At 39.0% G+C, this 13,793-nt stretch carries 16 protein-coding genes; 8 read left to right on the forward strand and 8 right to left on the reverse strand.

Translation table 11 applies throughout. The features are described from left to right. Positions 1 to 3 precede the first annotated feature (3 nt). Together METLIM_RS05600 and METLIM_RS05605 are read left to right on the forward strand one after the other, a co-directional pair. A complete protein-coding gene (locus tag METLIM_RS05600) occupies positions 4 to 492 on the forward strand; it encodes a 3-isopropylmalate dehydratase small subunit (RefSeq protein WP_004076961.1) in 489 nt (162 codons plus the stop codon). Then, positions 480 to 1,598 (forward strand): isocitrate/isopropylmalate dehydrogenase family protein, encoded by a 1,119-nt coding sequence (locus tag METLIM_RS05605; RefSeq protein WP_004076962.1) that lies wholly within the window; start codon positions 480 to 482, stop codon positions 1,596 to 1,598. The genes METLIM_RS05600 and METLIM_RS05605 overlap by 13 nt, the downstream gene beginning before the upstream one ends. Positions 1,599 to 1,631: 33 nt before the next feature. Here METLIM_RS05605 and METLIM_RS05610 read toward each other — a convergent pair whose 3' ends face one another. The 5 genes from METLIM_RS05610 to METLIM_RS05630 form a co-directional block, all read right to left on the reverse strand. Next, entirely contained in the window at positions 1,632 to 2,114 is a 483-nt protein-coding gene (locus METLIM_RS05610; RefSeq protein ID WP_004076963.1) for a hypothetical protein, read from the reverse strand. Continuing rightward, the gene (locus tag METLIM_RS05615) at positions 2,111 to 3,148 is read right to left on the reverse strand and encodes an AAA family ATPase (protein WP_004076964.1); all 1,038 of its coding nucleotides are present in this window, start codon (positions 3,146 to 3,148) and stop codon (positions 2,111 to 2,113) included. Before METLIM_RS05615 ends, METLIM_RS05610 begins: the two co-directional genes overlap by 4 nt. Before the next feature lie 196 nt (positions 3,149 to 3,344). Beyond that, positions 3,345 to 4,787 carry an ATP-binding protein gene (locus METLIM_RS05620; protein ID WP_004076965.1) on the reverse strand — a complete coding sequence of 481 codons (1,443 nt, stop codon included), beginning with the start codon at positions 4,785 to 4,787 and terminating at the stop codon, positions 3,345 to 3,347. A gap of 54 nt (positions 4,788 to 4,841) precedes the next feature. Then, positions 4,842 to 5,519 (reverse strand): winged helix-turn-helix transcriptional regulator, encoded by a 678-nt coding sequence (locus METLIM_RS05625; protein WP_245543598.1) that lies wholly within the window; start codon positions 5,517 to 5,519, stop codon positions 4,842 to 4,844. Between the two features lie 127 nt (positions 5,520 to 5,646). Next, positions 5,647 to 6,099, reverse strand: a complete 453-nt coding sequence (locus METLIM_RS05630; RefSeq protein ID WP_394295886.1) for a peptidase — start codon at positions 6,097 to 6,099, stop codon at positions 5,647 to 5,649. A 281-nt stretch (positions 6,100 to 6,380) separates the two neighbouring features. Between METLIM_RS05630 and METLIM_RS05635 the strand changes: the two genes are divergently transcribed. The 4 genes from METLIM_RS05635 to METLIM_RS16515 all read left to right on the forward strand — a co-directional run bounded on the left by METLIM_RS05635 (position 6,381) and on the right by METLIM_RS16515 (position 8,966). Continuing rightward, positions 6,381 to 7,505: a hypothetical protein gene (locus METLIM_RS05635; protein ID WP_004076968.1), complete on the forward strand. Its 1,125-nt coding sequence runs from the start codon at positions 6,381 to 6,383 to the stop codon at positions 7,503 to 7,505. Between the two features lie 27 nt (positions 7,506 to 7,532). Continuing rightward, on the forward strand, positions 7,533 to 8,363 hold the full coding sequence (locus tag METLIM_RS05640; protein WP_004076969.1) for a hypothetical protein: 831 nt from the start codon (positions 7,533 to 7,535) through the stop codon (positions 8,361 to 8,363). A gap of 102 nt (positions 8,364 to 8,465) precedes the next feature. After that, positions 8,466 to 8,792, forward strand: coding sequence for a hypothetical protein (locus METLIM_RS05645; protein ID WP_004076970.1), 327 nt, complete (start codon positions 8,466 to 8,468; stop codon positions 8,790 to 8,792). Positions 8,793 to 8,819: 27 nt separating this feature from the next. Further along, the gene (locus METLIM_RS16515) at positions 8,820 to 8,966 is read left to right on the forward strand and encodes a hypothetical protein (RefSeq protein WP_004076971.1); all 147 of its coding nucleotides are present in this window, start codon (positions 8,820 to 8,822) and stop codon (positions 8,964 to 8,966) included. Positions 8,967 to 9,043: 77 nt separating this feature from the next. Here the strand turns inward: METLIM_RS16515 and METLIM_RS05650 are convergent, their stop codons facing one another. Together METLIM_RS05650 and METLIM_RS05655 are read right to left on the reverse strand one after the other, a co-directional pair. Continuing rightward, on the reverse strand, positions 9,044 to 9,673 hold the full coding sequence (locus METLIM_RS05650) for a hypothetical protein (RefSeq protein ID WP_004076972.1): 630 nt from the start codon (positions 9,671 to 9,673) through the stop codon (positions 9,044 to 9,046). A 72-nt stretch (positions 9,674 to 9,745) separates the two neighbouring features. After that, entirely contained in the window at positions 9,746 to 10,819 is a 1,074-nt protein-coding gene (locus tag METLIM_RS05655; protein WP_004076973.1) for a DNA adenine methylase, read from the reverse strand. A gap of 233 nt (positions 10,820 to 11,052) precedes the next feature. On the opposite strand from METLIM_RS05655, the gene METLIM_RS05660 reads away from it, so the two are divergent. Further along, complete coding sequence (locus METLIM_RS05660) at positions 11,053 to 12,402, forward strand: ATP-binding protein (protein WP_004076974.1); 1,350 nt, start codon at positions 11,053 to 11,055, stop codon at positions 12,400 to 12,402. A gap of 3 nt (positions 12,403 to 12,405) precedes the next feature. Continuing rightward, positions 12,406 to 13,104 carry a hypothetical protein gene (locus METLIM_RS05665; RefSeq protein WP_004076975.1) on the forward strand — a complete coding sequence of 233 codons (699 nt, stop codon included), beginning with the start codon at positions 12,406 to 12,408 and terminating at the stop codon, positions 13,102 to 13,104. Positions 13,105 to 13,162: 58 nt separating this feature from the next. Here the strand turns inward: METLIM_RS05665 and METLIM_RS05670 are convergent, their stop codons facing one another. Continuing rightward, the gene (locus METLIM_RS05670; protein WP_004076976.1) at positions 13,163 to 13,624 is read right to left on the reverse strand and encodes a GNAT family N-acetyltransferase; all 462 of its coding nucleotides are present in this window, start codon (positions 13,622 to 13,624) and stop codon (positions 13,163 to 13,165) included. Positions 13,625 to 13,793: the final 169 nt, after the last annotated feature.

Raw genomic sequence — 13,793 nt, forward strand, 5'->3', positions numbered from 1 at the left:
ATTATGAGAGTGTGGAAATTTGGCAGTGATATCGACACCGATGCAATAATCCCAGGGCGGTACCTGACGATATACGATGAAAAGGAACTTGCATCACATGCCTTTGAAGGCACAAGGGACGAGTTCTCAGCTGAGGCAAAGGACGGCGATGTCATTGTCGCTTCAAGGAATTTCGGCTGCGGATCTTCAAGGGAGCACGCACCTCTTGCACTGAGGGGTGCAGGGGTTAAGGTGATTCTTGCAAAATCCTTTGCAAGAATCTTTTACAGGAATGCCATCAATACCGGACTTCTGCCTGTCATCTGTCCCTGTGCGGATGAGATCGAAGACGGTGCCGGGATTGAGATAGACTCTGAATTCAGATACGTAATGAGTGGCGGGAATAAATATGAACTAGAGCCTGTGCCGGAATTTATGAAACATATCGTTGATGCCGGCGGACTTGTTAACTATGCAAAAGAGATGGATGAGGTGAAGACTTGTACAGAGTAGCCTGCATGCCGGGTGACGGAATCGGACCGGAGATCGTTGCAGAGGGCAGGAAAGTTCTCGATGCTGCCGGAGAGAAGTTCGGCTTTGATATCGAGTGGACTGACTATGAGATCGGTGCAGAAAGATATCTTAAGACCGGCGAACTGATAACCGAGGATGAGTTAAAGGAGCTTTCTAAGTTTAAGTCGATATACTTCGGATCAATTGGAGATGACAGGGTTAAACCCGGAATTTTAGAGAAGGGAATTTTACTTGCCATCCGGTTCTACTTTGACCAGTATGTGAACTTAAGACCGATTAAGCTCCTGCCCGGAGTTTCAACTCCGCTTGCTGATAAAGGCCCTGAGGAGATCGACTTTGTCGTTGTCAGGGAGAATACCGAGGACTTCTATGTAGGAATCGGTGCAAGGGCAAAGGCGGGTAAACAGAGGGATGAACTTGAGGTTATGAGAAACCTCTACAATGTCAGGTTTGGCATTGATGTTGAGACTGATGCGGATGAGCTTGCATACCAGATAGGGGTCTTAAGCAGAAAAGGGTCAGAGCGTGTGATGGAGTACGCCTTTGACCTTGCAGGGACCAGGGATAAGAAGCTTACATCGGTTGACAAGGCAAACGTGCTGACCGAGGTATATGGTCTCTGGCGTGAGGTTTTTGAGGAGACAAAGAAGAGATACCCTGACGTCACCACCGAATACAACTTTGTTGATGCCATCACCATGTGGTTTGTCAAGAATCCGGAATGGTTCGATGTTGTTGTAACACCCAATATGTTCGGCGATATTATAACTGACCTTGGCGCTATGATCCAGGGCGGACTTGGCCTTGCTCCGGGAGGGAATATCAACCCTAAAGGCACTTCGATGTTTGAACCTATTCACGGTTCTGCACCGAAGTACAAAGGCAAAAATGTTGCAAACCCGCTTGCGACAGTCTGGGCAGGATCACTGCTGCTGGATCACATAGGAGAGAAGGAAGCCGCTGCTGCAGTAATCACTTCAATCAGCCATTCAATTGAGAAGGGAGCTGTCACAAAGGACATGGGCGGCTTTATGAAGACATCGGATATCGGTGACTGGATTGCAAAGGACATCCTGAAGGGATGAGCTTTCATCACTGACACTTTTTTTTCAGACTGCTTAAATTCGGGTTATCTTCCAGTCGGGGAAGTTTTTATTCCATCTCTCTACATTGACAACAAAGCACTTATCCACAGGTTTTTTCCGCCACCTGCCGGGAAGGTTTTTACTTGGAAGCCGAAGCCTTAAGTCCTTCATAATTTTGGGAATCATAGGATTTTCCAGTTCAAGAAGGCAGACATATATTATTGGTTTGTCCAGTCTGTCCTCTGCCCATCTGTACAAAAAGGAATCACGGAATTTTATATTCAGGGAATTTATTACATCCATGTAATTATCTTCAAAGTAATTTTCAGAAGCAGTTGAATAGTCTTTCACCTCAACAAAATGATAATACTCCTCCGTCTCGATGATGAAATCAACCGCTTTCATGCAGTGAGATAGACCATGAAATGTTTCTTTTGACCGGTCTTTCTCATCAAATTTAAATGCATCAATCACATTATTGAATTCAAACTGCAGATCTCCCTCCTGCAATATCATTTAAGACTGCTCCCCATCTCTTTCGCAATATCCCGATCAATAATGTCCGCAAATGTATCATCAATCGCATTGGGAGAAATCTTTTCATAATCCGGAGTTGAGGAGATGGAGATCTCACTGGTTTCTTTGTCCCTGAAAAGGCTGTGATAGATTATCTGATCATTTTCAGTCGTCTGGAGGTCAAATTCTTTCAGGATAATATAATCATGGGTTGAAATCAGTATCTGAACACCCATTCTCTGCAGTTCAACCAGAATTTCCACAACCGTTCTCATCAGTTTTGGGTTCAGATTTGCCTCAGGTTCATCCCAACAAAGAACAGAACCATTCGTGAGGGTACCGTTCTGTATCAAAAGCCATAGAAGTGCCAGTTTTCTAAAGCCCTCTGCAACCAGTGTAAATTCAAGCTCACCGTGCCTGTTTTTCAGGAAGAACTCTTCATTTTTGATCACAACCCTTCCGTCAATGGACTTATGGAGGATATCCATGAGTCTTTTTCTTTCAGCATCCATAGGACCTTTAAGAGAACCAAGGAAGGCACGGTCAATAATATCTGCATAAACCTCCTCAAAATGAATATCCCGCAGACTGTACAATGAACGGAATCCCGGAGCATTGGCCATCATATCTTTAACAGGAATATATACAGACTCAATTGGCTCATCAGACCATGATTTGTACGCACCGGAAATTTCCGCACCTGCCGGACTCTCTGCACGGCTCATAATTTTGAGCCGTATAACCGGACTTTTATTTATCTTTGGTTCCCTACGGAGTTCCACAAAGCCATTGGAACTTCCTTTGGTTCTTTTAACAAGGCGCCCGGTATGCTCTCCGGATGGAAGAAAAACTTTGGTCAGTTTTTCTGCAAAACTTTTCCTACTTTTAGTAATCTCACAACCGGCATACACTGCTTTTAGTATGTGTGTCTTACCAGTACCGTTTTCTCCGGTAAAGACATTTATTCCGGAAGAAAGACCAACCTCCAGTTCCTTAAAAGCAGTAAAGTTTTCAAATTTAATGAATTTTATCATTTTCCTACCTGTTATGAGATTTTCAGAAGATATATTTTTAATTCCCTGAAATTAGAATAACTACTCAGATCTCTTTATTCAGTGATAATAAAATTTTGCGCTGGAGAATCAAATGAAAAAGCTCCGGCGAATTCACCAATCGACCTTTACGGAAAAGATCATTTTGCAAAACGGATAGTTTTTACAGAACGGGCACTTACGCTCTGGAAAGATAAGGTCTGCTTAATTCTCTTAAATCCTCCAGATCAAAGACCTGGTAACCTTCTGCTCTCATATTTTCTTTCCCGGAAATCTCCTTTGCTATGAGGCCATAGACCTCAGATCTCTTCTGGTTTTTCCATTCAACAAGTGGTGCTTTTTTTGTCAGTGATTTTAATATACCTCTTGCTTTCTTCTCAGAGAGATTCACCCACTTGCACTCACAGAACAGTGCTTTCTCTGACGATTCATCAAAGCCGACAATATCAATCTCATTCTCCTTAAACCACCATCGCCCCAGTTTAGAGAAATACATATCCTCAAAGAAAAAGCTGTTTCGTACAAGTTCCATGCAGAGATTTTCAAACATTTTGCCAAAATACGGGGGCAGTTCAGCTTTGACAGACTCAAGCACATCAGAACCTTTCTTTGTCTCAATATCCATCCTGTGCGGATATACAACTGCAAACCAGAAGTTAAGGTATGGATCTAAAATCCTGTAGTGTCTCTTCCGGTAGCCTGCATGTGCAGTTACAGGTATCTCATCCGCAATGAGATGAATACCTGTCAGAACTGAAAGGTATTTCGATACCATACTCTTATCAAGGCCGGTCTCCTGACAGACCGAAGAGAGATTTGTAAATCCGGATGAAAGGGCACGGAGGATTGATATGTAATTACCCGCTTCACGGAATTCATAGTGCAGCAGGATCTCGGCCTCAAGGTACAGGTATGAACCCTTGCTTAGCATCTGCTGCAAAATGTTCTCCCACAGGCCGGTATCAGGATTGAAAAACCTGAGATATGCCGGCACTCCCCCGATGACCGACCAGACCATTACAAGTTCCTCCTCTCTATAAGGAAGAAATTCCCGGAGATACGGATAAAAGAGAGGTTCAACCTGCCACTGTCCTGTTCTCCTGCCGTACAGCGGACTTTTGTAACCCAGCACCTCAGTTTCCATCGTGCTGACCGAAGAACCGGAGAGTATAAGCATTATATTTTCATCTGAAAGTATCAGATCCCAGATCTTCTGAAACGCAGATGGAACACCTTTATCCTTTGAAATAAGATATGAGAACTCATCAATTACAATTATAACCCTCTCACCGGAAGCAGGACTAAAATTTCTGTGGCTGACGAGGGACTTTAATACAACCTGCCAGTCCGGAAAAATGGTTCTTTTAAAGTCCGGATCTTTGAGGTAATCACCTGCAACATCTGCAAAATCACGGATATTTCCGGCCCTGCCCTCCTCTGAGGCCATGAAGTAAAATCCCGGACGGTTTTTGAGAAAACGGGAGATAAGAGTAGTCTTTCCAACCCTTCTCCTGCCGTATATTATTATCAGTTCCGGAATTCTGGAATTATAATGACCGGTTAAGAACTCCATCTCATCATTCCGGTCAACAAACTCCGGCACAGACTTTTGTTGAGACATAAGTATACTACTTTATACTCAACAAACTGATTTAATGTTTTCTCCGGGAATCTTTCAGCGACCCGAATCTGCTCTCAATAGAGGCACCTGTTGTAAGTTATCATACTGCCCAAAATAAGATGAAATACTCAGATATTGAAATATTGTATCATAGTAATTATCCGAAATATTGTATTTAATTATCCTACCATCTATTTTTCCAACAATTAAACCATTATTTTTCAGATCCCTTAGATGCCTGCTGACAGTTGAAGGTGAAAGCAATGTTTTCTCACTGATCTCTTTATTGCTTGCACTGAGATTGAAAAATATTGTCGAAAGAATCTTCATTTTAGTTTCATTTTTAATTACGGAAATAACAGTTATATCTTCCGGACTCAGTGAGTTCTCAGTAAAATATCTCTTTTTATTGTTACTTTTATAGGTCGTAACAATTTTCAGAAGTTCCATAACCCTCAGGTGGTATTCAATTGTACCTCTGTTTAAATTACAGTTCCTCTCGATCTCTCTGAAATAGACTCCCGGATTATCTCCGATGTACTTATATAATAACCGTCTGTTCAAATTATTAAGGGTGTTTTTCTTATTTATCTGCTTAAAACCAAGATATGATATGCCTTTTAATGAAATCAAAAATTCCATTGGAAGGGCAGTCATATGAGGGAATAACAGGAATACAATTGCAAGCCAGGCAGGAATTGGCTGAATTTCTTTAACTTCTTCTCCAGCCACCGATGCACCAGGTACCTTCCCGATATTCAATGATGGTCTTGCAGTATATTCTGTTGCACTTACAGCAGGTGTTAGCAGCACCAATAAAAAGAAAAAAAGAAGTGTTAATTGTAACACCCTTCTAAAATTAATGGCTGATAATACTAAAGGTATATGATCTCTGGGATGACACACTCTCACCATAAACATCAAATGTCCATGTTCCCTGATCAACATAATTTCCGTTAGGTACGATATCAATATGAATTTTTCCATCTAATATTCCATCATCTGAATCATGGAAATTACCAATATTTGTCCATGAAGGTGTATAAACCGTTAGAGCAAGTGAGTCAGAGTCAGACTGCCAGTTAAGATACATTTCAAAGTATTTCACCTCATTCCCAATATACATCTGATGTCTGTTTGTTTCAGACTGCGTAATTGTATCAGAGAGTTTCACGCTGACAAACGGCTCTTTATGAACTGAAGGGCGCACCGAATAACTGCAATCCTCTTTTGCCGAAACAACCGGTACAGAAATCAGAATTATGCTTAATACAAGCAAAACTGTGAACATTTTTTGTTTCAAATCATTCACCGGTTTACTGTATGAAAAAAGCTGCCTATAAATTTTCTATGACAAAGTACGAATTGATTCTGGTTTTGTCATATAAGAGGTATATATTTTTAAATTCTATCGAGTAACTGGAGGCAGATTGTGTCTTCTCTGATATTAGCCGGGTAAAAGTGTAATTTTAACAGACCCTACTTTGCCAGTGCCAAAGTTCCGTAGTTCCGTAAAATCCCTTTATCCGAAGCTTAAAACTCAAAATGAGAGTATAGAATTGAAGAAGAACAGGAATTAAATTAAGGTGAAAAATGATAACAAAAAAAGAAAGGTGGACCTTAGGTCTGCTTTTGGTAGTTACACTTGTCGGGGCGATGTTTGTTCCGGTGGTTAGTGCAGTTGCACCTCAAAAATTAATTGTTGAAAATCAAATAGATCTAGAAACCGCATATGACTCAGCAGTTGCAGCATTTAAATTGCACATAAACAGTATTGAAAGTACTGACACTAAAATTTGGAAAAAGGCAAATATCCAAAAAGAAAATGTCTTAAAAGTTTATGACATCTCTAAAAATTTACAATATTATGAATTTGATATCGTAGATAATGGCATTGTTGTTGGTGAAATCAGAGCATCAGCAAATAAATTGCTTGGTACTCCGGTTCTATCTATTGAATGCCAACCAAATAATTTAAAGAAAAAATTATCTGAAACAAAGAATTATTACGATAAAAAAGGAATAGATTCAACGATTGTAAGTTATTCTACATATCAGGGCTTATTGATCGAATCTGCTCCGGGTATTAAGTCAAATAATTATGTCTATGATTTATATTGGAACTCTAAAGTTTTGGCTTCTGATCTTAAGTCATGTTATGAGATGGAAGATATAACAGCGTATAATATGATAAAAAACTGGAACCATTTATACAAATTTGAGCAGGATGCATCTGTAAATTTAACAAAATCCAAAACATTACAGAATTATTATGAATTATCAGGGGTACCCTTTCAGCACTGGGACCATGACAAATGGTGTGGAGTAGCATCAGCTCAAATGGTAGCTGGCTTTAATGGAGATTATGAGTCTCAATCTGAAATTGCAGATTATATGGGAATTAATACAACTCAAGGTTGTACATTTAATGACCAATACAGGTATTTTTACTTCCACCTGAACTACAATCATTTCAGTGATGATGACGATATTCCATTTGATGACTATATAGATGCAATTGGTACTGATTCAAATCCAGGATATCCTGTAATTGATGAAATACTTACTTCACTGGGTTATCATGACCGTGTTGCAGTTGGTTGGCAGGAATATACAGGAGGATCAAAAATATTAAAAGTACATGACCCTGCTAAAAGTTCAAGTAGTTATGAGTATTTTGTCTCAAATCACCCATTTGCAGCATTTACTTATCCCTAATTAATTTAGTTTAGGAACGATAATACAATGAGAATAAAGAAAATATCCATATTACTTCTAATTTCATCACTCCTTTTTTTTATTTCTATTTCAAGTGCAGAACTTGAACTTAGAGCACCCATAGAGCTGGATGAAAAAACAATTACTGAATATGAAGTAATTCCGGATATTGCTTACCAGGCAGCATTACTTGAAGTAACTCCATACATAGAAAGAGATCTCTGCTGTGAATATCCCGATACCTGGAATGGAGCATACGTTAAAAGAAGTAATCCGCTAAAAGTATATGACATTTCTGGAGAGATTCTTTTTTATGAATTTGATATAGTTAGAGATAACGCTGTATTAGGAAAAGTAAGATCATCTGCCAATAAATTAATCGGCTATCCTGCACCAGTTATTGATTGCAGCCCAAATACTGAGATTAAAGCCAATTTATCAAATTATACTGATTATTTCAATAATCAAGGCTATCATGTAATGGTAGTAGGTTCATATTATGGAAATAATTACCTCTTCGTAAATTGCAGTGATTCCGATAAAGAAAGTTTTATCTTTGATACCTGGTGGAATAAGGAACTATCAGTTGATAAATTTAAATCATACTACAAAAATTATCCTTACGACCCAAAAGAAGCAGTAGATTCATGGAACGATCATTTTCCCAATTCCGTGGGTTGCTTTACTCAGCTAAATGAAAGTCTGAATATTTCTAAAGAGTCTGATTCCAGAGAGTTAGTCCTTTTAACGGAAGAAAACAACAATGAAAAAGCTGAAAGAGTTAATAATTCAGGTTTGTCTGTTTTTACAGTACTAATGGTTTTTGTACTGTTAATTTTTAGACTAAAGAAATTTTAAAGCGAGGTTATAAGGAACAATGGGCTGGAATCCAGGCACTAAAAAGTGGAATATAATTTTTGAAAATACTGATACACTAGATTCCAAGGTGATGATACAATTATGAACATAAATCATTTAGTCGTGATAATAACAGGATTGGTGATATCAGTAATTGTAGTTATAATGCTCTTTAACTTTGGGGAACTGTTACCTGAAAGCCCTGAAAATAATTCATGGACACCTCCGGAGATTACTCCCGGTGTATCACTCATGAACGCACCAGTGCTGATCCATCCTGAAATTGTTGAGTTGAAAGCAGGGGAAAGCAAGAAATTAAATATCACCCTGGAAACAAAAGAAAACGGACCGGGAGAGGTTCATCATACTCTCCTCTCCCGTGTTGAAGAGATTAATTCCAATGTAAAACTTCCACAGCCAGATGGATAAAATATCAGAATTAAACCATCTGACATTATGGCATACCAGAACAGAACTTATGATTCTGCCGTCATTATAACAACCAACCATGATCTTTTAAAAGGTGATTATGTGTTCTGTTTTGGGATGACTTTTGAGGATTCTGTGGAGGAGAAATGGTGGATTACACTTAAAATTGTGTAGAGAGAATAACCTAAAATCTCAGAAATTCTGGTTTTGACCTCGTATTAAGAGAATATGAGATGGTTATTCATCAGAAGTTACAAAAAAACCGGTATCTCAATACTGTCAGTGCCACAAATATTTATGCCGTCTTTTTCATCAGAACCAACTGAAACCAGAATACCCGGAGCTTTAGCATTTACTGATTCGCTGTTCTCAACCGGAACAAGGTCAATTAAAACAGTTCCTGTACCGCCGCCAACAGGCGTAAAAGTACGATCCCTGCCAACTTCTACCATAGTACTCCAGTTATATCCGGTTCCCGCTGTAGTCCATGCTGACACATAGTATTCAGGAGGCATTGCTCCGGATTTATTCTCCGGAAAACTGCTTGTTATGCCTGAAATATGCCATCCATCAGGGATATAAAAAGCAACACCGCCCCAGTCACCCGGATCTATCTCAACCCCGGCAACAATCTGAACATTTTCAGGAACTCCTTCACTTCCTCTGATAAATACAGTTCCTTTTGCCGATGTATTTATACCCGCAGATTCGGAATTTACGCTAAAACCCCTGATCAGAATGATATTCTCATTTTCAACCGCAGCAGTATAAGAATTATTTCCGCTGAAAATGCCAGAATAAATTACAGCAGCAAAAATAATTACCAACACGACAATTACAGAAATTATAGCATATCCGGATTTATTGTTTATATTTATCATATCTGACTATTACGCACACAAATGGATTTATTCAGGGATTTTAAAATCTTACGACCCCTGAATTATCAATGATTAAGAGAAATCACCAAATGTTGTATTGGCAGAAACCTTTGATTTCTTAGACCCTGTTAAAGAAAGTTCCTGCTCTGATTCCTCCGCTATTTCCGGAACTTCAGGAGTATAATTGGTTACAACAATCTCATTAATCGCAGATCTGGAATTACCTTTTGAGTTTATCATCCTCTTCGCAGGCACCCTTTCGATATTAAAATCACTGTAGAGGTCATCAAAGAAGTTGTCATCCGGAGAATTGTTCTTTGGGTCGGAATTGCTGAGCATGACCTTTGCTGACTTTTCACTGCACATCCTGAAAAATCCTGCAAGCCTCCTCTGATCGTCATCAGTAAACCCGCCCTTTGCATAGCTGTTGAAGCTTGATGTCTTATTTAAGGGACGGTATGGCGGATCGAAGTAGAGGAATGTATTCTCATCCACAAGCCTGCCAGCCTCTTCAAAATCTCCATGATGAACCTGAGTATTCTCAAGGGATTCTGATGCTGGAATGAGATAATTCTTTATTGCTATTGTCGGGTTTTTGTATTTTCCCATCGGAACATTGAATCCGCCGCTGCTGTTCACCCTGTACAGACCGTTAAAACACGTCCGGTTCAGAAATATCAGTTTTGCAGTCCTCTCTATTCCTTTAGCACCGGAAGCCGGGTAATCAAACCCATCCCTTTCGTCATTGTATGAGGACCGGATATTGTAATAGTACTCCTTTCTCCCCTCTTCATCAAGAGGGAGATATTCACCCTGATGATTCTCTAAAATCTCAATAAGCTCTTCGACCGAATCCTTCACCGTCCGGTAGCAGAGGACAAGTTCAGGGTTTATATCAAAGATGTGGCATTCTTCCGGGCGGTAACGGTAATTTACCCTGAAATATACTGCACCTCCACCAATGAACGGCTCAATAAACCGGGTGATCTCAAAACTATCTCCGCCTTCATACTTACCCTTCCGGTTGCCCGGACCTCCGGTAAGCTCTTTTGGAAACCTCTTCTCAAGTTCAGGAAGTATCTGCGACTTCCCACCGGCCCATTTTAAAAAAGGCCCTGCATCAATATTTTTTCTTGCTATTGCCATGAAATATTCCTTATTTTAGAGTTATGTCTCCATTACAGCATTTTAGCCTTAAATTGCTCAATTCATAGGAATTTGTAACTCAGCCAGATACAGTATCTGTATATATTTTGAATTTCAGGGTTCAAATATGATGCCGTTATATAACAAAAATAAGACTCCTGACCGGAGAAAGATCATGGATTCTATCTCAACAGAAAATTAAATTACACACATTAAACAAATAAAGACATATTGTGAACAGTATCTCAGGTGTTTCGATTAAAAATTACAGGGCTATTGACAACGCAGAATTTAAGGCAAAACCAATTACAATAATTGTTGGACCAAACAATTGTGGGAAATCTTCAGTTCTGGAAGCAATGTCACTGGCTATTTCTGAAGATAATAATTTTAAAGATTCTCTTGGCTATTCTGTCCTCCAATATCTTAGCAATAAATATTCTATCGGGAATCTGGCCAGAAATCCAAAAGATTCGGTTCTGATAGATATTGACAACTGCAAAACTGAACTTACAGTTATTTACTCAGGATATCCTGATAATGAAAAAGGCAGAGTAATTCAGGACTTTCTGAAAAAAAGCATAGATTCCTTCTTTGAGAGAGCGGACATCATAAAAGAGATAAACTATTCATTTAATGAAAACAGTAAATACAACCTGAAATCCGGGCAGCAATCACAACCTGCACCAATAAATATACATGACTGGAATTTAAGGGATACTTACCCGGATAAAAAGCAAGACAGCAATATTATTTCAGATGAAGAAAATGACATTTATATTAAAAACATTGAAAATTCCTTTTCAGAAAATTTAAACAGATATATTCATTCCCTAAAGGAAGACATTAATTCAGAGATATTCAACGCAAAAAAACTAATATTATCCAGATTTAAATCAGAATCTCTTGAAAATATCCAATTCAGACTTATATTCAGGGACAATTTAAAGAACCAGATGTTGAAGAGGTTTATGAATTATTTCCAGGATAAATTTCCTTTTGGAATACAGATAAACAATAATTGCCAAAAAAGAACACTAATCTCAGGCCTTGAAAAAAAAGCTGTACCGCTGGAAAAACTGCATGACCTTGTTGTGGAAAAAAACCTGATAAACGAGACAATCACCAGAATTGTGAATGAAATTCCGTATATAAACGATATCAGGAAGACAGACAAAGGAATGATGGTATCATTAGCCGGACATGACAATATGCTACCAATATCTTCAATGGGTGACGGTTTTAAAAGCATTCTTGAAGTATTCTTTTTAAGTGCACTGGCAAAACAGGGCGTTGTTATACTTGAAGAACCGGAGGTATCACTGCATCCCGGATATATTCAGATGTTCTGTGAGATGGTTATAAATTCATCAAAAGAGACACAGTTTTTCTTTTCCACTCATTCCAGAGACATCATAGAAGAGATACTGGAAACTGCCAGACAGAAGAATTCCTTAGATGACATTGCAATATTAAGAATGCATAACCGTATGGACCTGCATGCCAGTGAAATCGAGATCTTATCCGGAACTGAAGCACTGGACGATATTGAATCAATAAACTGTGATTTAAGGGGCGTATAATTTTTGATAGACCCGATATTGTGTGAGGGGATAAACGATGGCTGGTTTCTCCAGGAATTAATTACCAGAGATTATCAGAAAGAACCATTACTATATGACAACAAAATTTCAGAATTTTTAAGGGCTGTACAAAGCAGCAGCAGTTACTACAAAGAGAGATATCCATGCCTGATCTTAAGTGATAACGGCCATCAGCTGATGGACAAATACCTCCCACAGACCATACGTGATTTATTTGGCAAAACAAACGCGGGGAATACCACATTTATAGTTCTGAAGGATAACGATGGCTCCCCGGATGAAATGCTTATGAGACAGTACCTGGCTAAAACAAAAAGAATTCTGCCAGCTAAAAATCTAAAAAAAGCTGATATATCTCTTGACAGAAATACTCAAAATCTGTTAATTACTTCAACAGAAGACAATTCTTATTCCTTTACTTTCTCTTTCATCTTTGTATCCGGCAGTCTTGAAAGTGAGATTGTGAGCAGATATTCAGATAAATATCGACCAAACAAAACGGAATCAAAAAGGCTGAAAGGGATGGACCCACACAAAGCCCTTGAATATATCGCCGCCGTCAATGAAAAATTCAAAAACAGGGAAGAAGTCATAAGGACTTCTGTAAATGAAAACTGGTTCTCAGATGAGAGATGGTTTCAGGATCTCTGTGTAAAAATAAGAGAGATTCCACCACTATAGAGAAGATTAACGCCCCCTAAATAAGTGAATTCGCAGGAATCCTTTCCGGAAAAAATATTCAGAGGGAATCTCCCTCAATGCGATAGAGATACCAGTCCTGCCTCTCTGCACCCCTGTTTTCATAGAAATCTATTGAAGGCTGATTCCATGTCAGAACAGTCCAGTCCATTCTCCCGCAGCCTCTCTCTTTTGCAACATTCCGGCAGAAATCAAAGAACATACCGCCTATGCCCATCTTTCTGTAATCCTTTGATACAAATATGTCCTCAAGGTACAGGGTTGGTTTTGCAAGAAATGTCGAGTAGGTGAAGTAGAATGTGATGTAGCCCACCGGAATTTCATCCAAAAAGGACAGATATGCCTCATATTTTGGATTTTCAGAGAAGGCATCCTCTTTCAGGCGCAGGACTGCATCAGCGTCCGGAGGAGTTAATTTTTCATAATCCGCAAGCTCACGGATTAGTGATACAAAATCCGGAAAATTCTCCGGAGATACTTTGATTATTGAAATATCACTCATCTGTATCTGTTATATCACCGGCCTTCCAGAAAATAGCTTTGAAATATCCAAAAATGGGATTGGGGAATAAGAAAATTAAGCAAAAGGCAGTAATACCTAATAGTCTGAATAACTCAATTACAGTAAATAACAGGATAAATCTCCTGCAAAAGAAGAAATTAAAAGGGAA

Origin of the sequence: Methanoplanus limicola DSM 2279, from assembly GCF_000243255.1 — an archaeon.
GTDB lineage: Archaea > Halobacteriota > Methanomicrobia > Methanomicrobiales > Methanomicrobiaceae > Methanoplanus > Methanoplanus limicola.

Bases quoted from the DNA above. Each gene is read 5' to 3' on its own strand.
- METLIM_RS05620 (WP_004076965.1), bottom strand. From the start codon at position 4,787: ATGTCTCAACAAAAGTCTGTGCCGGAGTTTGTTGACCGGAATGATGAG.
- METLIM_RS05610 (WP_004076963.1), bottom strand. From the start codon at position 2,114: ATGATATTGCAGGAGGGAGATCTGCAGTTTGAATTCAATAATGTGATT.
- METLIM_RS16515 (WP_004076971.1), top strand. From the start codon at position 8,820: ATGGCATACCAGAACAGAACTTATGATTCTGCCGTCATTATAACAACC.
- METLIM_RS05600 (WP_004076961.1), top strand. From the start codon at position 4: ATGAGAGTGTGGAAATTTGGCAGTGATATCGACACCGATGCAATAATC.
- METLIM_RS05640 (WP_004076969.1), top strand. From the start codon at position 7,533: ATGAGAATAAAGAAAATATCCATATTACTTCTAATTTCATCACTCCTT.
- METLIM_RS05655 (WP_004076973.1), bottom strand. From the start codon at position 10,819: ATGGCAATAGCAAGAAAAAATATTGATGCAGGGCCTTTTTTAAAATGG.
- METLIM_RS05650 (WP_004076972.1), bottom strand. From the start codon at position 9,673: ATGATAAATATAAACAATAAATCCGGATATGCTATAATTTCTGTAATT.
- METLIM_RS05645 (WP_004076970.1), top strand. From the start codon at position 8,466: ATGAACATAAATCATTTAGTCGTGATAATAACAGGATTGGTGATATCA.
- METLIM_RS05670 (WP_004076976.1), bottom strand. From the start codon at position 13,624: ATGAGTGATATTTCAATAATCAAAGTATCTCCGGAGAATTTTCCGGAT.
- METLIM_RS05635 (WP_004076968.1), top strand. From the start codon at position 6,381: ATGATAACAAAAAAAGAAAGGTGGACCTTAGGTCTGCTTTTGGTAGTT.
- METLIM_RS05615 (WP_004076964.1), bottom strand. From the start codon at position 3,148: ATGATAAAATTCATTAAATTTGAAAACTTTACTGCTTTTAAGGAACTG.